This is a genomic window from Arthrobacter sp. 10T416, assembly GCF_056394165.1.
Genome location: NZ_JBFTHI010000001.1, coordinates 246,913 through 265,694, shown reverse-complemented (window position 1 = coordinate 265,694; position 18,782 = coordinate 246,913). Strand labels below are relative to the sequence as shown.

Genomic DNA, 18,782 nt, shown 5'->3' with positions numbered 1-18,782 from the left:
AAGTTATGGAAAGTGGCGTATTAAGAGTCGGCGCCGGTGCTGAAGCGCATCAGCAGGCCGAGGGCGATAATAACGACGCCCCACGTGACACCGAGGATGATCGTGAAGCGGTTCAGGTTCCGCTCAGCCACGCCCGATGAGCTSAGSCCGGARCTCATGCCGCCGCCGAACATGTCGGACAGACCGCCGCCGCGSCCCTTGTGRAGCAGGATGAGCARGGTCAGCAGGAGGCTGGTGATGCCCAGCAGCACCTGGAGAATGACATGAAGAACGTCCACGACGGCCTTTCGGAAGATGGGGATTGCGGGGGCCACAACTGCGTCCGGACTAATCCGTCACCAGGTGACTCTCGAACCTGACAATATTAGCAAACTCGGCCGCATCCAGGCTGGCACCGCCCACCAGCAATCCGTCCACGTCGCGTTCCTTCAGGATGGACGCGGCGTTATTCGCCTTGACCGAGCCGCCGTAGAGGAGCCGCGTCTTGGCCGCCACGTCCGCCCCGAACAGGGTGGCGAGCTCGGCGCGGATAGCGGCGCACATTTCCTGGGCGTCTTCGGGGCCGGCGACTTCGCCGGTGCCGATGGCCCAGACGGGTTCGTAGGCGACGACGAGTTCCGCGGCCTGCTCGGCCGTGAGGCCCTCGACGCCGGCGCGCAGCTGCGCGAGCGTGTGGTCAACGTGGGTGCCGGCCTGGCGGACCTCCAGGCCCTCCCCGACACACAGGACGGGTGTGATTCCGTGACGGAAGGCGGCCTTGGTCTTGGCGTTGAGGAGCTCGTCGGACTCCTGGTGGATGGTGCGGCGTTCGCTGTGGCCGACCAGGACGTAGCCGCAGCCGAGCTTGGCGAGGAACTGGCCGGAGATGTCTCCGGTGTAGGCGCCGGAGTCGAACTGGGACAGATCCTGCCCGCCGTAGACGACGTCGAGTTCGTCGCCCTGGACCAGGGTCTGGACGCCGCGGAGATCGGTGAACGGGGGAAAGACGGCGACCTCCACGCGGCTGTAGTCGTGCTTGGCGTCGGACAGGGTCCAGGCCAGCTTCTGCAGGAGGGTGATGCCCTGGACGTGGTCCATGTTCATCTTCCAGTTGCCGGCGATGAAGGGCTTGCGGTCGAACTTGCCGTTGGTTGACGTTGTCACGTGATCTCCAAAAGAGTCGTAGCAGTGAAAGAGCCGGCGGCGTGCCCGCAGTGCGGGCCCGCCGCCGGCTGGAGTTTCTAGCGGTCCAGGACGCTCAGGCCCGGAAGTTCCTTGCCTTCAAGGTATTCCAGGCTGGCCCCGCCGCCGGTCGAGATGTGCCCGAACTGGTTATCGGCGAAGCCGAGGGTGCGGACGGCGGCGGCGGAATCGCCACCACCCACCACCGTGAAGCCACCGGTTTCCGTGAGCGCCTGGGCAACGGCCCGGGTGCCCGCGGCGAACGCGGGGAATTCGAAGACGCCCATGGGCCCGTTCCAGAACACGGTCTTGGCGCCCTTGATGCGTTCCGCGAAGGCGGCTGCCGAGTCGGGTCCGATGTCGAGGCCAATGCCGGCGGTGCCGAAGCTGCTGGACTCGATCGCGTCGGCCGGAACCGTTTCGTGCGCGGCGTCGGCGGCGAACTTCGCGGCCACCACAACATCGGTGGGGACGACGAATTCGGTACCGGCATCCGCTGCCCGCTTGAGGTAGTCCTGCACTACGGGGATCTGGTCCTCTTCGAGCAGGCTGCCGGCKACTTTGTGTCCGGCCGCGGCKAGGAAGGTGAACAGCATGCCGCCGCCCACCAGGATCGTGTCAGCTTTGCCGATCAGGTTATCGATCACGGCGAGCTTGTCCGAGACCTTGGAGCCGCCGAGCACCACGACGTAGGGCCGCTGGGTGTCGGTGGTGAGCTTGCGCAGCACCTCAACTTCCGTGCGGACCAGGTCGCCCTGGTAGGACGGCAGCCGGGTGGCGACGTCGTACACGCTGGCGTGCTTGCGGTGCACGGCCCCGAACGCGTCATCGACGAAGGCCCCGTTGTCGCCGGTGAGGGCGACGAGCTCGTCCGCGAAGGCGCCGCGCTCGGCGTCGTCCTTGGAGGTCTCGCGGGCGTCGAAGCGCACGTTTTCAAGGACGAGGGCTTCGCCGTCCTGCAGGGCAGCGGCCGCGTCCCTGGCCGCGTCGCCCACGGTGTCGCCGGCAAGGGTGACCTTGAAGGTCGCCAACTCGGCGAGGCGCGCTACGGCGGGCTTGAGCGAGTACTTTTCCTCGGGCGCGCCCTTCGGGCGGCCCAGGTGGGCGGTGACGAGTACGCGGGCACCGGCGTCCGTAAGCTGTGAAAGCACTGGCAGGGAGGCCTTGATGCGGCCGTCGTCAGTGACTGCAGAGCCGTCGAGCGGCACGTTCAGGTCACTTCTGACCAGAACGTACCGCCCGCGGACACCATCAGCGATCAGTTCGTTGAGGGTGTGGAATGTCATGAGTCTTACCCTAGCCCAGCTTGGAAGCGACGAGCTCCGTGAGGTCGACGAGGCGGTTGGAGTAGCCCCACTCGTTGTCATACCAGGAAACAACCTTGACCTGGTTGCCAATGACCTTGGTCAGGCCGGAGTCGAAAATGGACGACGCCGGGTCCCCGACGATGTCGGAGGAGACGATGGGCTCGTCCGTGTAGGTGAGCAGGCCCTTGAGTTCCTCGGTCTCGGAGGCGGCCTTGAGGGCGGCGTTGACTTCCTCGACGGTGGTCTCGCGGGAAACGGTGACGGTGAGGTCGGTGGCGGAGCCGGTGGGGACGGGGACGCGGATGGCGTAGCCGTCCAGCTTGCCCTTCAGTTCCGGGAGGACCAGGCCGATTGCCTTGGCGGCACCGGTGGAGGTGGGGACCATGTTGATGGCGGCGGCGCGGGCGCGGCGGAGGTCCTTGTGCGGGCCGTCCTGGAGGTTCTGGTCCGCGGTGTAGGCGTGGACGGTGGTCATCAGGCCGCGTTCGATGCCGAAGGCGTCGTTGACCACCTTGGCCAGCGGGCCGAGGCAGTTGGTGGTGCAGGAGGCGTTGGAGATGATGTTGTGCGCGGCCGGGTCGTAGAGGCCGTCGTTGACGCCCATCACGATCGTGATGTCCTCGTCCGAGGCGGGGGCGGAGATCAGGACCTTCTTGGCGCCGGCGTCGATGTGCTTCTGCGCGTCGGCGGCCTTGGTGAAGAAGCCGGTGGACTCGATGACGATGTCCACGCCCAGCTCGCCCCACGGCAGCTTGGCGGGGTCGCGCTCGGCGAGGACCTTCACGGTCTTGCCGTCGACGACGATGTTGCCGTCCTTGACCTCGATGCTTTCGGCCAGGCGGCCGCCGACGGAGTCGTACTTGAAGAGGTGGGCGAGTGCCTCCGGGCTGGTGAGGTCGTTGACTGCAACGATCTCGAGGTCTGCGCCCTGGGCCAGTGCGGCGCGGAAGTAGTTGCGGCCGATGCGGCCAAAGCCGTTGATACCAATACGTGTCGTCACGTTTTCAGTCTCCTTGGTGCTCTATCAAGCACGACTAGTTGAGTAGGCGTTCAAGCCAACTAACAGATCCCGCACGCCATTGGGCAGAGATGATTACCAGATCGGAGGGCGACCAGCCACGTTGCTGAAGGCTAACCGCCTTCCGTGATCCATCTTACGTTTAAGTGTGCCCGCCCCCGCAACTGCAGGGGCGGGCGGTCCACGATTCGGGCCGAACGGCACGAAATGTGAGCTTTGTTACAGCCCGGTTTCGGCTGCGGCCACCCTTAAAGGGTGATCAGGCCGGTGGCGTTGGTGCGCGCGGCGTCGAAACGCTTGGCGACGTCGGCCCAGTTCACGATGTTCCAGAACGCCTTGACGTAGTCGGCCTTGACGTTGACGTAGTCCAGGTAGAAGGCGTGCTCCCACATGTCCAGCATCAGCAGCGGGGTGGTGCCCAGTGCCACGTTGCCCTGCTGGTCGTAGAGCTGCTCGATGACGAGGTTGCCGCCGATCGGTTCGTAGGCGAGGAAACCCCAGCCGGAGCCCTGCAGGCCCATGGCCGCAGCGGTGAACTGGGCGCGGAAGGCGTCGAAGGAGCCGAACGCGTCGTCGATCGCGGCGGCCAGCTCACCCTCAGGCTTGTCGCCGCCGTCCGGGGAGAGGTTCTTCCAGAACACGGAGTGGTTGATGTGGCCGCCGGTGTGGAACGCGAGGTCCTTCGAGAGGCGGTTGATGTTGGCGAAATCGCCCTTCTCGCGGGCCTCCGCCAGCTGCTTCAGCGCGTTGTTGGCGCCCGTCACGTAAGCGGCGTGGTGCTTGCTGTGGTGCAGCTCCATGATCTTCGCGGAGATGTGGGGCTCCAGCGCGGCGTAATCGTAGTCAAGTTCGGGAAGTACGTACTCGGTCACAAAATCCTCCAATGTCGTGGACGGGTTCGTCCGGTTTTGCTAACTCTCGGATTGTGCATCCGGATGGTTGGACATCCGGAAATCTGTGGATGCGGATCCAGTGGGCATAGCCTCCGGTTCCCTCCGGGTATTCCCGGGCGCTGGATCCGATTCTGTCCCTGTTTCCTGGCCGCGGCTACTCGTCGAGCATTTCCGGCGTAACGTTCGCCTCGGTCCCGGGGATGCCGAGGTCCTGCGCACGTTTGTCGGCCATGGCCAGGAGCCGGCGGATCCGGCCCGCGATGGCGTCCTTGGTCATCACCGGATCGGCCAGCCGGCCAAGTTCGTCGAGGCTTGCCTGTTTGTGCGCCACGCGCAGCTCGCCGGCGTACTTGAGGTGGTCGGGGACGTCGTCGCCGAGGATTTCCAGCGCCCGGTCAACCCGTGCGCCCGCGGCGACGGCGGCCTGTGCCGAGCGGCGCAGGTTGGCGTCGTCGAAGTTGGCCAGCCGGTTGGCCGTGGCACGGACTTCCTTGCGCATCCGGCGTTCCTCCCAGACCATCAGCGCGTCGTGGGCGCCCATCCGGGTCAGCAGCGCCGCGATGGTGTCGCCGTCGCGGATGACGACGCGGTCCACTCCCCTGACTTCACGGGCCTTGGCCTGGATGCCCAGGCGGCGGGCCGCGCCGACGAGGGCGAGGGCGGATTCGGGTCCGGGGCAGGTGACCTCCATCGCGGAGGACCGCCCGGGCTCGGTGAGTGAACCGTGGGCCAGGAACGCACCGCGCCAGACGGCCTCGGCGTCCGCCGCCGAACCGTTCACCACCACGGAGGGCAGGCCGCGGACGGGACGGCCGCGGGCGTCGAGCAGGCCGGTCTGGCGGGCGAGGGCCTCGCCGTCGCGGACCACACGCACCACGTAACGGCTGCCGCGGCGCAAGCCGCCGCCGGAGACCACAATGATCTCGCTCTGGTGTCCGTAGACCTCTGCGATCGCGGCACGCAGCCGGCGGGCGGTCGAGGCGAGGTCCACCTCGGCTTCGATCACGATCCGGCCGGAGATGATGTGCAGCCCGCCCGCGAAGCGGAGCATAGCGGACACTTCAGCCTTGCGGACCGAGGATTTCTTGATGTCCAGCCGGGAAAGTTCTTCCTTGACTGATGCTGTCAGTGCCATGGCACCTTTCCTACCTGTTCCCGAAAATGTCGTGGTACGCCGTTGCCAGGCGCAGGGGGTCGTGGATCGGCCGGCGGCTCGACGCCCTTACTTTACCCAAGACCACCTCGGCGCCGAGCATCCCGGCGGCCTGCTGGAAGTCCGGGAGGTCGGGCACCGACGCAGGGTCGGCCAGGACGACGTCGACCGTGAATTCCGGCGCGTAGTCCCGCAGCACCCGCAGGTGGTCGGCGGCGGACATCCCGTGGGTTTCCTTGGTGTCCGTGGCGAGGTTCATGGTGAGGCAGCGCCGGGCCTCGGTCTTGCACAGCGCATCCCGCATCTCGGGCAGCAGCAAGTGCGGCAGCACCGAGGTGTACCAGGACCCGGGGCCCAGGACCACCCAGTCGGCGAGTTCGATGGCCGTCAGCGCCTCCACGCAGGCCGGGGCCGAGTCGGGCAGCAGCCGGACCGCTTCCAGCGACCCGGCGACGGCGCATTTGGCCTGCCCGCGGACGGTCTGCAGCCCGGTGGTGCCGTCCGGGAGTTCCACCCGGGCTTCGCCCTCGATGGTCAGCGGCGTGGTGGACATCGGCAGCACCTGGCCCCGGGCGCCGAGGAGCGCCCCGGCCCACTGGAGGCCGACGACGGCGTCGCCCAGCAGTTCCCAGAGGGTGACGATCAGCAGGTTGCCCATGGCGTGTTCGTCGAGGGAGCCGCCGGAGCCCTTGCCGGGTTTGAAGCGGTGCTGCATCACGTCGCGCCACGTCCGGCCCCAGTCCGTGTCGTCGCACAGGGCGGAGAGCGCCATCCGCAGATCCCCGGGGGGCAGGACGCCGTACTCCTCGCGCAGCCGTCCGGAGGAACCGCCGTCGTCCGCCACCGTCACGATGGCGGTCAGCTCGGAGGTCAGCAGGCGCAGCGCCGAGAGGGAGGCCGACAGTCCGTGGCCGCCGCCGAGGGCGACGACGGAGGGTCCTTTGTCCTGTTGGCCGGCGGAGGCCGCGCTGGCGGCCGGCACCAGGGGCAGTGGCCCGGTCAGTAGCGCCATTACTCGCGGCCCAGATCCCGGTGGGTGGTGGTGACCGTGACACGGGGGTACTGCGCGAGCCGGCGGGAGAGTTCCACGGCCACGGCCACGGAGCGGTGCTTGCCGCCGGTGCAGCCAACGGCGATGGTGGCGTAGTGCTTGTTTTCGCGGCGGTAGCCGTCCAGGACGGGTTCGAGGGCCAGGACGTAGCGTTCCACGAAGTTGCCGACCCCCTCGGCCTCGAGCACGTAGTCGCTGACGTCCTTGTCCAGGCCGGTGTGCGGGCGCAGCTGCGGAACCCAGTGCGGGTTCGGGATGAAGCGGGCGTCGGCGACGAAGTTGGCGTCCACCGGCAGCCCGTACTTGAAGCCGAAGCTCATCACATTCAGGCGCAGCGCCACCGGGCCGGTCTCGCTGAAGAGTTCGGTGATGGCGGTGGCGAGGCCGTGGACGTTGAGCGTGGAGGTGTCCAGGACGATGTCCGAGGATTCACGCAGCTCGTGCAGGAGGTCGCGTTCGGCGGCGATGCCGTCGAGGATCCGGCCGCCGCCCTGCAGCGGGTGCGGGCGACGGCCCTGTTCGAACCGGCGCACCAGGACGTCGTCGCTGGCGTCCAGGAACAGGACCCGGAAGGTGATGCCGCTGGTTTCCAGGTTGCGCAGGGCGGTGCGGATGTCGGCGAAGAGGTCCTTGCTGCGGACATCCACCACAACGGCGAGCTTCGAGATGGAGCCGGGCGCGTGCGAGACAAGCTCCGCGAGGGTTCCAAGCATCTGCGGCGGGAGGTTGTCCACCACGTACCAGCCGTGGTCCTCGAGGGCATCCGAGGCGGTACTGCGGCCGGCTCCCGACATTCCGGTGACCACCAGCAGCTCGGCCTCGATCGGTTTGACGGGGGTTAAGCCGTCCGTCTCGGTGCCGGATCCCGCCGTTGACTCTGCCATCAGTCGTGCTCCATCTCTGCTGTCTGCTCTGCCATGAGGCCGGCGCACGTGGCAGTCGCCTGCCGGCCGCGGCCCGTACCTCAGCTCCTAACCCTAGCTAAGAATGCCGGGGCTAGCTAAGTTTCGAGGATTTCGCCGGTTGTCATGTTGATGGCGGGCGCCGCCGGTTCACCGGCGTCCTCCGCGGCAGAGAAATGCCGGACGATCGCCCCGGCGAGGGCCGGTCCGATTCCCTTGGCGGCCGTGAGCTCCTCGACGCTGGCGGCCTTGATGCTTTTGACCGAGCCGAACTGGTTCAGGAGGGCCTTGCGCTTCGAGTCCCCGAGCCCGGGGACCCCGTCCAGCGCGGACACGGTCATGGCCTTGCCGCGCTTTTGCCGGTGGAAGGAGATCGCGAAGCGGTGCGCCTCGTCACGGATGCGCTGGAGGAGGTAAAGACCCGCCGAGGCGCGGGGCAGGATGACGGGGAAGTCACTGTCCGGCAGCCAGACCTCCTCGAGCCTTTTAGCCAGCCCCACCACGTAGACGTCCTCGACGCCGAGCTCGGCGAGGGCCTTGGCGGCGGCGTTGACCTGGGGTTTGCCGCCGTCGACGACGACGAGGTTGGGCGGGTAGGCGAACTTGGCCTTGGGAGCCGGGGTGGTGGTGTCCTCCAGCGGTGTGTCGGCCACCGCGGCGGCCTGGGCGGCGGCGAGCGGGCCGGAGCCGGGCTCGGCCTTCTCCGCCTGTTCCTGCAGGTAGTTCCGGAAGCGGCGGGTGAGGACGTCGTGCATGGCGGCGGTGTCGTCGTTGGCCGCGGCGCCGGTGACCGAGAACTTCCGGTAGTCGGACTTCTTCGGCAGGCCGTCTTCGACCACCACCATGGACCCCACCACGTTGGTGCCCTGGATGTGGGAGATGTCGAAACATTCGATCCGCAGCAGCGCCACGGGCAGGTCCAGGGCTTCCTGCAGTTCCTGGAGGGCCTGGGACCGCATGGTGAGGTCTCCGGCGCGCCGGGACTTGTGCAGTTTGAGGGCGTGCTCGGCGTTGTCCCGGACGGTGGAGAGCAGGGTGGCCTTGTCGCCGCGCTGCGGGACCCGGATGTCCACCCGGGCTCCGCGCAGGCCGCTGAGCCACTGGGCGAGTTCGGCGGCGTTGCTCGGTTCGGCGGGGACCAGCACTTCGCGGGGCATCCGGCCCTGGCTTTCGCCTTCCTCGCCGTAGACCTGCTGGAGGAGGTGTTCGACGAGGTCCGGTGTGGTGGAGTCCTCGACTTTTTCGACCACCCAGCCGCGCTGGCCGCGGATCCGGCCGCCGCGGACGTGGAACACCTGGACCGCTGCCTCGAGTTCGTCCTCGTGCAGCGCGAAGATGTCGGCGTCGGTGTCCTCGGCGAGGACCACAGCGTTGCGTTCGAAGACCTTTTTCAGCGCGATGATGTCGTCGCGGACCCGGCCCGCGCGTTCGTAGTCGAGTTCGGCGACGGCGGCGGCCATGTCCTTCTCCAGGCGGGAGACGAAGCGTTTGGCCTCCCCGCCCATAAAGGCGCAGAAGTCCTCTGCGAGGGCCCGGTGGTCCTCGGCGGAGATCCGGCCGACGCATGGCGCGGCGCACTTGTCGATGTACCCCAGCAGGCAGGGCCGGCCGCTGGCCTGGGCGCGCTTGAGGACGCCGGGGCTGCAGCTGCGGACCGGGAAGACGCGCAGCAGAGTGTCCATGGTGTCGCGGATCGCCCCGGCCGTGTAGGGCCCGAAGTAGCGGGTCCCCTTCCGCCGCTCGCCGCGGAGGACCTGCACGCGCGGGTACTTCTCCGCCATCGTGACGGCGAGGTAGGGGTAGGACTTGTCGTCGCGGAACATCACGTTGAACCGCGGTTTGAATTCCTTGATCCAGGTGTATTCGAGCTGCAGGGACTCCAGTTCGCTGCCGACTACGGTCCATTCCACGCTGCTGGCAGTGTGCACCATGGCATAGGTCTTGGGCAGCAGGCCTGCGGGGTTGGCGAAGTAGGAGTTCAGCCGGGAACGGAGGTTCTTGGCCTTGCCGACGTAAATGACCCGGCCATGCGGGTCGCGGAAACGGTAGACGCCCGGGTTGGTCGGGATCTCCCCCGTCTGGGGCCGGTAACTAGCTGGATTCGCCACTGGTCTATTCTACTAAGCCGGCCGGGTCCGCGCCCGACGGCGCTCCCCCGGCGGCGTGTGCCGCGGACCGTGCGTCCTGCCGGGAAACGCGCCTAGTCGACGCTTTTGCTCTGGTTGTAAGTGGTGGCCCGTTCCTGGCCGCTGAGTTCGGCGATCGCGTCCATGATCCGGTCCGTGACCTGGCGCCGTGCGGGCAGCGAGTGGTCCGGGCCGGTCTTGTCGAAGTAGAGCGGCTCCCCCACCTTCATGGTGAAGTGCTGCGGCCTGACCTTGTTGCTGTCCGCCGGCTGCAGATTCTCGGTGCCGATGAGGCCCACCGGGATGACCGGGGCCCCGGTGGTGAGGGCCAGCCAGCCGACGCCGGTGCGGCCGCGGTAGAGGATACCGTCGCGGGAGCGGGTGCCTTCGGGGTAGATCCCGACGCCCTTGCCGGAGTCAAGGATGTCCAGCAGCGTCTTCAAGGCCTGCACGCTGGCGGCCTGTTCGCCGCGTTCGACCGGAATGGATCCGACGGCCTCGAAGAAGGACTTCATCAGCTTGCCCTTGGCGCCGCCGGTGGTGAAGTACTCGGCCTTGGCGAAGAACGCGACGGGGCGCGGCATCAGGGCCTGGACGATCACGCTGTCCAGGAAGGAGAGGTGGTTCGGCGCAACGATGAAGGGGCCGGACTTGGGCACATTCTCGAGTCCGATCACGGTGGGCCGGCAGGTGGACGTGACCAGACCACGCGTCGTCCAGCGGATTGCGTCAAACATTGCCAATGGTGTGCACCTCTTTTAGGGCTGTGGTCCCCGGGCAGTCGGAGATTCTGGTGATCGTAGCGGGTAACCCCGTGGCGGTGCGCGCAGGTTCAACTTCTCCGGCGGTCCGCCGGCCGCCGTCGGACACAAAACCCCAGCCTACGCCCGCGGCGGGAGGCGGTGGTGCAGCCGGTCCGGCGGGCGGGCCGTGGAGGCCGGCAGTCACTGCCGCCGATGTATGCGTCACCGGAGTAGTTTCTCACGACGATGGGGATGCTTGAAATTCACATACCCCTGCAGGCATACGTCGCTGCCGACCGGCCTGCTGCCCGGCGACGCGCAAATGCCCTGCCGCGGCCGGAATAACCGGGGCGGCAGGGCATTTGCGCGTCGTGGGACAAAGTCCGCGTCGCCAGGGGCCGGGGTCAGCCCAGGATGTCCGCGAGGAATGTCGCCGTGTGGCTTTCCTTGGACTTGGCCACCTGCTCGGGCGTACCCGAGGTGACAATCCTGCCGCCGCCGGAACCGCCGTCGGGCCCCAGGTCGACAATCCAGTCGGCGCTCTTGATGACATCGAGGTTGTGCTCGATGGTGATCACGGTGTTGCCCTTCTCGACCAGGCCCTGCAGGACCATCAGCAGTTTGCGGATGTCCTCGAAATGCAGGCCCGTGGTGGGCTCGTCCAGGACGTACACGCTGCGGCCGTTGGAGCGCTTCTGCAGTTCGGCGGCCAGCTTCACGCGCTGCGCCTCACCGCCAGAGAGGGTCGTGGCGGGCTGGCCCAGCCGGACGTAACCGAGGCCGACGTCCACCAGCGTCTTCAGGTGCCGGGCGATCGGCGAGAACGCGGCGAAGAACTCCGCGCCTTCCTCGATCGGCATGTTCAGGACGTCCGCGATGGTCTTGCCCTTGTAGTGCACCTCGAGCGTCTCGCGGTTGTAACGCGCGCCGTGGCAGACCTCGCAGGGCACGTAGACGTCCGGCAGGAAGTTCATCTCGATCTTCAGGGTGCCGTCGCCGGAGCAGGCTTCGCAGCGGCCGCCCTTGACGTTGAAGGAGAACCGGCCGGGCATGTAGCCGCGGACCTTGGCCTCGGTGGTCTCGGCGAAGAGCTTCCGGATGTGGTCGAAGACGCCCGTGTACGTGGCCGGGTTGGAGCGCGGGGTCCGGCCGATGGGGCTCTGGTCCACGTGCACCACCTTGTCGAGGTGCTCGAGGCCCTGCACGGTCTTGTGCCGGCCGGCCACCTGCTTGGCGCCGTTGAGCTTGTTGGCGAGCACCTTGTAGAGGATCTCGTTGACCAGGGTGGACTTGCCGGAGCCGCTGACGCCGGTGACCGCGGTGAACAGGCCCAACGGGAAGGCCGCGTCCACGTTCAGCAGGTTGTTTTCCTTGGCCCCGACCACCTTCAGCTCGCGCTTCTTGTCGTACTTGCGGCGCTTCTTCGGGACCTGGATGGACTTCCGCCCGGACAGGTAGTCGCCGGTGAGGGATTCGGTGTTCTTCAGCAGGTCCTGGTAGGAACCGGAGTGGACCACCATGCCACCGTGCTCGCCGGCGCCGGGTCCGATGTCGACCACCCAGTCGGCCTCGTGGATGGTGTCCTCGTCGTGCTCCACCACAATCAGGGTGTTGCCGAGGTCCCGGAGCCGGGTGAGGGTTTCGATCAGCCGCCGGTTGTCGCGCTGATGCAGGCCGATGGACGGTTCGTCGAGGACGTACAGCACCCCCACCAGGCCGGAGCCGATCTGGGTGGCCAGCCGGATGCGCTGGGCCTCGCCGCCGGACAGGGTGCCGGAGGGGCGTTCCAGGTTCAGGTATTCGAGGCCGACGTCGAGGAGGAACGTCAGGCGGGCCTGGATCTCCTTGAGGACCTGGTGCGCGATCTGCGCCTCACGGCCGCTGAGCACCAGGGTGTCCAGGAAGTGCGCGCATTCGCGCATGGGCAGCGCCGCGACCTCGGCGATGGATTTGCCGTTGATGAGGACGGACAACGACGCCGGGTTCAGCCGGGCACCGTTGCAGGCCGGGCACGGGACCTGGCGCATGTACTCCTCGTAGCGGTCCCGGGCGGAGTCGGAGTCCGTCTCGGTGTGCTTGCGGTGCACGTACTGGACCACGCCTTCGAAGCCGGTGCTGTATTTGCGTTCACGGCCGAACCGGTTGCGGTACTGGACCACCACCTGGTGGTCCTTGCCGTGCAGCACGGTCTGCCGGGCCTCCGCGGAGAGTTTCTCCCACGGGGTGGTCATCTTGAAGCCGATTTCCTTGGCCAGGCCGCCGAGGAGCCGGTTCCAGTATTCCGTGGTGGCCGTGCCGAGGGACCACGGGGCGATGGCACCCTCGGACAGCGAGAGCTCGGGGTTGGGGATGAGGAGTTCCTCATCGACCTCGAGCTTGGTGCCGATGCCGCTGCAGGCGGAGCAGGCGCCGAAGGGGTTGTTGAAGGAGAACGAGCGGGGCTCGATCTCGTCGATTGCCAGCGGGTGCTCGTTGGGGCACGCGAGGTGTTCGGAGAACGCGCGGATGCGTCCGGGATCGTCGGCCTCCAGGTCCACGAATTCGGCGAGGACCCGGCCCTCGGCCAGTCCCAGTGCGGTTTCGACGGAGTCCGTCAGGCGCTGGCTGATGCCGTCCTTGACCACCAGCCGGTCCACCACCACCTCGATGGTGTGCTTGAACTGCTTACCGAGCTTGGGCGGGTCGCTGAGCTGGATCAGCTTGTCATCCACCCGGGCGCGGGAGTAGCCCTTGGCGGTGAGCTCCTTGAACAGCTCGACGAACTCGCCCTTGCGGCCGCGCACCACGGGCGCGAGGACCTGGAAGCGGGTGCCCTCGGGAAGTTCAAGGAGCTGGTCGACGATCTGCTGCGGGGTCTGCTTGGTGACCGGCTCGCCGCAGACGGGGCAGTGCGGGCGGCCCACCCTGGCCCAGAGCAGGCGCATGTAGTCGTAAATCTCGGTGATGGTGCCCACGGTGGAGCGGGGGTTCTTGCTGGTGGACTTCTGGTCGATGGAGACCGCGGGCGAGAGGCCCTCGATGAAGTCGACGTCGGGCTTGTCCACCTGGCCAAGGAACTGGCGGGCGTAGGCGGAGAGCGACTCGACGTAGCGGCGCTGCCCTTCGGCGAAGATCGTGTCGAAGGCGAGGGAGGACTTGCCGGAGCCCGAGAGTCCGGTGAAAACGATCATGGCGTCGCGCGGCAGGTCGAGGTCGACGTTGCGGAGGTTGTGTTCGCGCGCGCCCTTCACCACCAGGCGGGACAGGTCGGGACGGGCCAGCTCCGTACCGGACGACGCCGGGCTGGAGCGCTGTGGGGCCGCTTTTCCGGACTTCACCGGAACGGCGGCAGGCTGGACATCGACGGCAGGTTGATCAGCTACGGCTTTAGGCACGCCTCCAATGCTAATCGAAAACTTCTTCGAATATCCATTCCGGGCCGGGATGTGCTAATGGCGGCCCCGTTAGTGGCGGTCGTACGCCGCCGCGAGGAGTTGGACGGCCTCCGCGAAGCTGGCGCCCTGGGCCTTGGCGGCGTCAGCGAACTCCGCAGCGGCGGCGGCGAGCGAGCCCCAGGCCTCGTCGCGGGCGCACACGACGGTGCCGTTCCGACCGCGGGTGGCAACGACGCCGGCGGCTTCGAGTTCCTTGTAGGCCCGCGCCACGGTGTGCGGTGCAACGCCGAGCTCGGCCGCGAGGCTGCGCACGGCAGGGAGGCGGGTTCCTGGGGCCAGGGTGCCTTTGTCCGCGTGTTCGATGATGTTCAGCCGCAGCTGCTCGAACAGCGGCACGGAACTGCCGGTGTTGGGCTTCCAGGCGCCGGGGAACTGCGCCGCGGCATGCTCTGCGGCGCTCACCGGTCCGACTCCGGCACCCGTGCGGGCTGCTCGCGGCCGGCAAATTGAGCGCGGTAAAGCCCGGTGTACACACCGTCCGCGGCCATCAGGTCCTGATGGGTCCCTTGTTCAACAATCCGTCCGTGGTCCATGACCAGAATTAGATCAGCGTCGCGGACTGTGGACAAGCGGTGGGCTATCACGAAGCTGGTCCTCCCCTGCCGGAGCCGGGCCATGGCCTGCCGGATCTGCATTTCCGTCCGGCTGTCCACGGAGCTGGTGGCCTCGTCAAGGATCAGGATGCTGCGGGCGGCCAGCTGGGCGCGGGCGATCGAGATGAGCTGGCGCTGGCCGCGGCTCAGGGAGTCGCCGTCGTTGCCCAGCATGGTGGCGTAGCCGGCCGGGAGGGCCCGGACGAACTGGTCCACGTGGCTTGCCTGGGCGGCGGCCACAATGTCGTCGTCGTCTGCGCCGGGCCGGCCGTATTCGATGTTCTCCCGGATGCTGCCGGTGAACAGCCAGGCGTCCTGCATCACGGTGCCGAAGGTTGCCCGCAGTCCGTCGCGGGGCAACTCGGCGATGTCCACCCCGTCGACCGTGATCCGCCCGGAGTCCAGCTCGTAGAACCGCATCAGGAGGTTGACCACGGTGGTCTTGCCGGCGCCGGTGTGACCGACGATCGCCACGGTCTGGCCCGGTTCCACCGTGAAGGTCAGGCCCTCGACGACGGGAGAGGCGGGGTCGTAGCCGAACGTGGCGCCCTCGAAGGTGACCCTGCCGGCGGGCGGCGGGGATCCGGCGTCGGCCGCGCGGACCGCGGCGGCCCGGGCGGACCCGGCGGCGGGCCCGGCCGCGTCGGCGGGGATTTCCGGCGCGTCCAGCAGCGCGAAGACGCGCTCGGCGGAGGCGATGCAGGACTGCATGAGGTTCAGCATTCCGCCGATCTGGCCCATGGGCTGGCTGAAGAGCCTGCTGAACTGGATGAAGGCCTGCACCCCGCCGATGGTCATGGTGCCGGCGGCGACCTGCAGGGCTCCGATGACGGCCACGGCGATGTAGTTGAGGTTGGCGACGAAGATCATCAGCGGCTGCACAGCCCCGGAGACGTACTGTGCGTTGGAGGAGGCCCGGAAGAGCCGGCCGTTGCTGGTGCTGAAGACGGCCGCCGCGGCCTCCTGCCGGCCAAAGGCCTTGACTACCTCATGGCCGGTGAAGAATTCCTCCAGGTGGGCATGGAGGGCCCCGGTGCTGTCCCACTGGTCGGTGAAATAGGCCTGCGATTTCCGGGCGACAAGCACGGTGATCAGGGTGGAGAGCGGAACCGAGGCCAGGGCAATGAGCGCCAGCAGCGGGGAGAGCCAGAACATCATGGCCAGCGCGCCGGTAAGCATCAGCACGGACATGATCAGCTGGTTGAGTAGCTGGTTGAGGGCCTGGGAGACGTTGTCGACGTCGTTGGTGGCACGGCTGAGCACGTCGCCGCGGTGCTGGTCGTCGAAGTGGCTCGAGGGCAGGACGTGCAGCTTTTGTTCCACCGAGGCGCGCAGCCCGTAACTGAGCCGTTGCACGGCCGTCGCCGTGAGTGCGCCCTGGATCCAGCTGAACAGGGACGCGCCGAGGTACATCAGCGCTACCGCCAGGAGCAGGCGTCCGAGTTTTTGGTCGTTAAAGGTGCCGCCCACAACGCTGTGGACCACGACGTCGGTGGCGTCGCCGAGGTATTTGGGGGCAGCGACGTTGAGCGCCGCGAACCCGCAGGTGGCGGCGACGACGCCGGCCATACGAAGGCGCACGGGTTTCAGAAGTCCCAGCAGCCGGCCGGCCGCCCGCCACTTGGCGGCGGCTCCGGCCCGCGGTGCAGGGAATCCGGCGCTCATGGGGTTTCCTCGAGGACCAGCTGCGAGGCGGCGATTTCCCGGTAGGTCAGCGATGACGCCATGAGCCCGGCATGGGTTCCCTGGGCGACCAGCCGGCCCTCTTCAAGGACCAGGATGAGTCCGGCATCTTCAATCGTTGCTACCCGCTCGGCCACCACCAGCACGGTGGCTGAGCGCAGGAGGGGCTCCAGCGCCGAGCGGAGCCGGGCGTCGGTGCCGTAGTCCAGGGCGGAGAAGCTGTCGTCGAAGAGGTACACGGGAGCGGGGCGCAGCAGTGCCCGGGCGATGCAGAGCCGCTGGCGTTGTCCGCCGGAGAGGTTGGTGCCGCCCTGGCTGACCGGAGTTTCCAGGGCGTCGGGAAGATCCCGGACGAAGTCGGCTGCCTGGGCCGTCTCCAGCGCCGCCCACAGCTGGTGGTCAGTGGCTTCCGGACCACCGACGCGCAGGTTCTGGGCGAGGGTCCCGGAGAACAGGTAGGAGTGCTGCGGCACCACGGCCATCAGGTCCCGGAGCGACGCCAGCGGCAGCGTGTTGATCTCGCGGCCGCAGATGCTGATGCTGCCGGCGGTCGCGTCCAGGAACCGGGGCAGCAGGTTCAGGAGGGTGGTTTTGCCGCTGCCCGTGGCTCCGACGATGGCTGTCACCGTTCCGGGAACGGCGGTGAAGCTGATTCCGCTGAGGACGGGGGCTTCCGCCCCGGGGTAGCCGAAGGCCACGTCGCGGAACTCGACGGTTCCGGCGGCGACATGCCGGAGGCCCGCCGCTCCGGGCACCGGGGACGAAGCGGCCGACGCCGGGTCCGGGTCACCAATGGAGGGGTCCGTATCGAGGACCTCGCGGATACGTTCGGCGCACGCAGCGGCGCGGGGGGCGGTGGTGAAAACGTACATGGCCATCAGGATGGCGATGAGGATCTGCAGGATGTAGGCGATGAACGCGGTCACGGCGCCGAGCCGCATCTGGCCGGACTGGATCCGGTGGCCGCCGAACCAGACGATCGCGACGGAGGAAAGGTTTACCACCACCATGATCATGGGGTTCATTCCGGCGACCAGCAGGGCGGAGTCCAGGTTGTTCCTGGTGAGTTCCTTGTTGGCGGCATCGAAGCGGCGGATCTCGTGGTCCTGCCGAACGAAGCCGCGGATGACGTTCGCGCCGATGATCTGTTCGCGCAGCACCCGGCTGATCCGGTCAATGAGTGCCTGTCCGCGCCGGTAGAGCGGAATCAGCCGCCGCACGATCAGGACCATCAGGCCCGCGAGCAGCGGGATCACCACCACCACGACGCCGGACAGTGCGAGGTCCTGGTGCAGGGCGAGGACGATGCCGCCGATGAAACTCGCGGGAKCGGCGACCAGCATTGTGAAGACCAGGACGGTGAGGTTCTGGATCTGGGTGACGTCGTTGGTGGCCCGGGTCACCAGGCTGGGCGCACCGAAGGCACCGACGTCTTGTGAGGAGAACGTCTGGACCTTGGCGAACAGCTCTTCGCGCAGTTCGTGCCCCACCCGCATGGCCACGACAGCGCCAAGGTAGCCGGCGGCGACGGCGGACCCGACCTGGAGGGCGGCCACCGCGGCCATCCAGCCGCCGAGCCGAAGGATCACCGGCGTGTCGCCGGCGACAATGCCGTCGTCAATGATGGCGGCGTTCAGGGTGGGCAGCATCAGGTTGGCGCTGGTCTGCACCAGCTGGAGGCAGATGATGGCCAGGACGGTCACCCTGTGGGCCGCCAGCAGGCGCCTCATCAGGCTAAGTAGCACCGAACCTCCATCACTAGAACAGGGCCCGGATGTGGAGCAGGACGCGGTCGCCCCAAAGACCGCTTTGTCATTGTAAGCCCCATCACATGCCGATCTTTGTCATGCGGCATGTCACATTGGTCAATGGTGCTGGCACGGGTGCCCCGGCCGGGTCTCAGCCGCGCTTGCGGGCGACGGCGAAGACCCGCCGGAAGGGGAAGACGGTCCCGTGGTCCCCGGGCGGGTAGGCGACGCGCAGCTGCCGGGCGTACTCGGCCTCGAAGCGTTCGGCGTCCGCCGGGCCCAGCGCCGCGAGGACGGGGCGCAGGCCGGTTCCCCGGAGCCACTCAAGCACCGGGTCGGTGCCGGGGAGGACCTGGAGGTAGGTGGTCTCCCAGGCGTCGGCGTCACAGCCGGCATCCAGCATGAGCTGGAGGTATTCGGTGGGGCCGGCCGCGGCGTCACTGTGCCGGAGCACGCCGGCCAGGCGCCCGGACCAGTCGTCTGATTCCGCGAGGGAACGCATCAGGGCGTGCGAGGGGGCGTTGAAGTTACCGGGAACCTGCAGGGCGAACCAGGCGCCGGGGCGCAGGGCTTCGAGCCAGTGCGGCAGGAGTTCCAGGTGGTTGGGTACCCATTGCAGGGCGGCATTGGTGACCACGACGTCGGTGTCCGGTGCCGGCATCCAGTCGCCGATGTCCGACTGGCGGAAGGAGAGGTTGTCCGCGCCGGCCGCCAGACCGCCGGCCTTGGCGAGCATTTCGGCCGAGGAATCCAGCCCGGTGACGGCGGCTCCGGGCCAGCGGGCCGCCAACGTGGCGGTGAGGTTTCCCGGGCCGCAGCCCAGGTCCGTCACCTGCAGCGGGGAGCCGGCGCGGATTCGCGAAGTCAGGTCAAAGAACGGCCGGTCCCTGTAGCCGCCGAATTCCTCGTACTTTGCTGGATCCCATTTCACGCTTTGCCCCCGCTTCGCCGTGTCTTCAGCCGAAGCCTA

The 18,782-nt window shown here is 67.7% G+C and carries 15 protein-coding genes; all 15 read right to left on the bottom strand.

The features are described from left to right. Positions 1–20 precede the first annotated feature (20 nt). Positions 21–278, bottom strand: a complete 258-nt coding sequence (secG, locus tag AC1DBE_RS01185) for a preprotein translocase subunit SecG (protein ID WP_120950437.1) — start codon at positions 276–278, stop codon at positions 21–23. A gap of 49 nt (positions 279–327) precedes the next feature. Beyond that, positions 328–1,143 (bottom strand): triose-phosphate isomerase, encoded by an 816-nt coding sequence (tpiA, locus tag AC1DBE_RS01180; protein ID WP_476879180.1) that lies wholly within the window; start codon positions 1,141–1,143, stop codon positions 328–330. A 77-nt stretch (positions 1,144–1,220) separates the two neighbouring features. Beyond that, positions 1,221–2,447, bottom strand: a complete 1,227-nt coding sequence (locus tag AC1DBE_RS01175; RefSeq protein ID WP_476879181.1) for a phosphoglycerate kinase — start codon at positions 2,445–2,447, stop codon at positions 1,221–1,223. A gap of 10 nt (positions 2,448–2,457) precedes the next feature. Next, positions 2,458–3,468, bottom strand: coding sequence for a type I glyceraldehyde-3-phosphate dehydrogenase (gene gap, locus AC1DBE_RS01170; protein ID WP_476879182.1), 1,011 nt, complete (start codon positions 3,466–3,468; stop codon positions 2,458–2,460). A gap of 266 nt (positions 3,469–3,734) precedes the next feature. Beyond that, complete coding sequence (locus tag AC1DBE_RS01165) at positions 3,735–4,358, bottom strand: superoxide dismutase (protein ID WP_476879183.1); 624 nt, start codon at positions 4,356–4,358, stop codon at positions 3,735–3,737. Between the two features lie 175 nt (positions 4,359–4,533). After that, positions 4,534–5,514 (bottom strand): DNA-binding protein WhiA, encoded by a 981-nt coding sequence (gene whiA / locus AC1DBE_RS01160; RefSeq protein WP_066438143.1) that lies wholly within the window; start codon positions 5,512–5,514, stop codon positions 4,534–4,536. 10 nt (positions 5,515–5,524) lie between these two features. Continuing rightward, on the bottom strand, positions 5,525–6,544 hold the full coding sequence (locus tag AC1DBE_RS01155) for a gluconeogenesis factor YvcK family protein (RefSeq protein WP_476969364.1): 1,020 nt from the start codon (positions 6,542–6,544) through the stop codon (positions 5,525–5,527). Next, positions 6,544–7,467 carry an RNase adapter RapZ gene (gene rapZ, locus AC1DBE_RS01150; protein WP_476879185.1) on the bottom strand — a complete coding sequence of 308 codons (924 nt, stop codon included), beginning with the start codon at positions 7,465–7,467 and terminating at the stop codon, positions 6,544–6,546. The genes AC1DBE_RS01155 and rapZ overlap by 1 nt, the downstream gene beginning before the upstream one ends. 116 nt (positions 7,468–7,583) lie before the next feature. Next, positions 7,584–9,593, bottom strand: coding sequence for an excinuclease ABC subunit UvrC (gene uvrC, locus AC1DBE_RS01145; protein WP_476969363.1), 2,010 nt, complete (start codon positions 9,591–9,593; stop codon positions 7,584–7,586). Between the two features lie 92 nt (positions 9,594–9,685). Further along, positions 9,686–10,354 carry a lysophospholipid acyltransferase family protein gene (locus tag AC1DBE_RS01140; protein ID WP_476879187.1) on the bottom strand — a complete coding sequence of 223 codons (669 nt, stop codon included), beginning with the start codon at positions 10,352–10,354 and terminating at the stop codon, positions 9,686–9,688. A gap of 404 nt (positions 10,355–10,758) precedes the next feature. After that, positions 10,759–13,614 (bottom strand): excinuclease ABC subunit UvrA, encoded by a 2,856-nt coding sequence (uvrA, locus tag AC1DBE_RS01135; protein WP_476903481.1) that lies wholly within the window; start codon positions 13,612–13,614, stop codon positions 10,759–10,761. Positions 13,615–13,797: 183 nt separating this feature from the next. Then, on the bottom strand, positions 13,798–14,190 hold the full coding sequence (locus AC1DBE_RS01130; RefSeq protein ID WP_476879510.1) for a GntR family transcriptional regulator: 393 nt from the start codon (positions 14,188–14,190) through the stop codon (positions 13,798–13,800). Continuing rightward, entirely contained in the window at positions 14,187–16,046 is a 1,860-nt protein-coding gene (locus AC1DBE_RS01125) for an ABC transporter ATP-binding protein (RefSeq protein ID WP_476969362.1), read from the bottom strand. The genes AC1DBE_RS01130 and AC1DBE_RS01125 overlap by 4 nt, the downstream gene beginning before the upstream one ends. Then, positions 16,043–17,794: an ABC transporter ATP-binding protein gene (locus AC1DBE_RS01120; RefSeq protein WP_476969361.1), complete on the bottom strand. Its 1,752-nt coding sequence runs from the start codon at positions 17,792–17,794 to the stop codon at positions 16,043–16,045. Before AC1DBE_RS01120 ends, AC1DBE_RS01125 begins: the two co-directional genes overlap by 4 nt. A gap of 169 nt (positions 17,795–17,963) precedes the next feature. Then, positions 17,964–18,743, bottom strand: a complete 780-nt coding sequence (locus AC1DBE_RS01115; protein WP_476969360.1) for a trans-aconitate 2-methyltransferase — start codon at positions 18,741–18,743, stop codon at positions 17,964–17,966. Positions 18,744–18,782: the final 39 nt, after the last annotated feature.

What these genes read in the sequence shown, in the direction of transcription:
- whiA (WP_066438143.1), bottom strand. Translation starts at nt 5,514, where the DNA reads ATGGCACTGACAGCATCAGTCAAGGAAGAACTTTCCCGGCTGGACATC.
- AC1DBE_RS01155 (WP_476969364.1), bottom strand. Translation starts at nt 6,544, where the DNA reads ATGGCGCTACTGACCGGGCCACTGCCCCTGGTGCCGGCCGCCAGCGCG.
- rapZ (WP_476879185.1), bottom strand. Translation starts at nt 7,467, where the DNA reads ATGGCAGAGTCAACGGCGGGATCCGGCACCGAGACGGACGGCTTAACC.
- AC1DBE_RS01125 (WP_476969362.1), bottom strand. Translation starts at nt 16,046, where the DNA reads ATGAGCGCCGGATTCCCTGCACCGCGGGCCGGAGCCGCCGCCAAGTGG.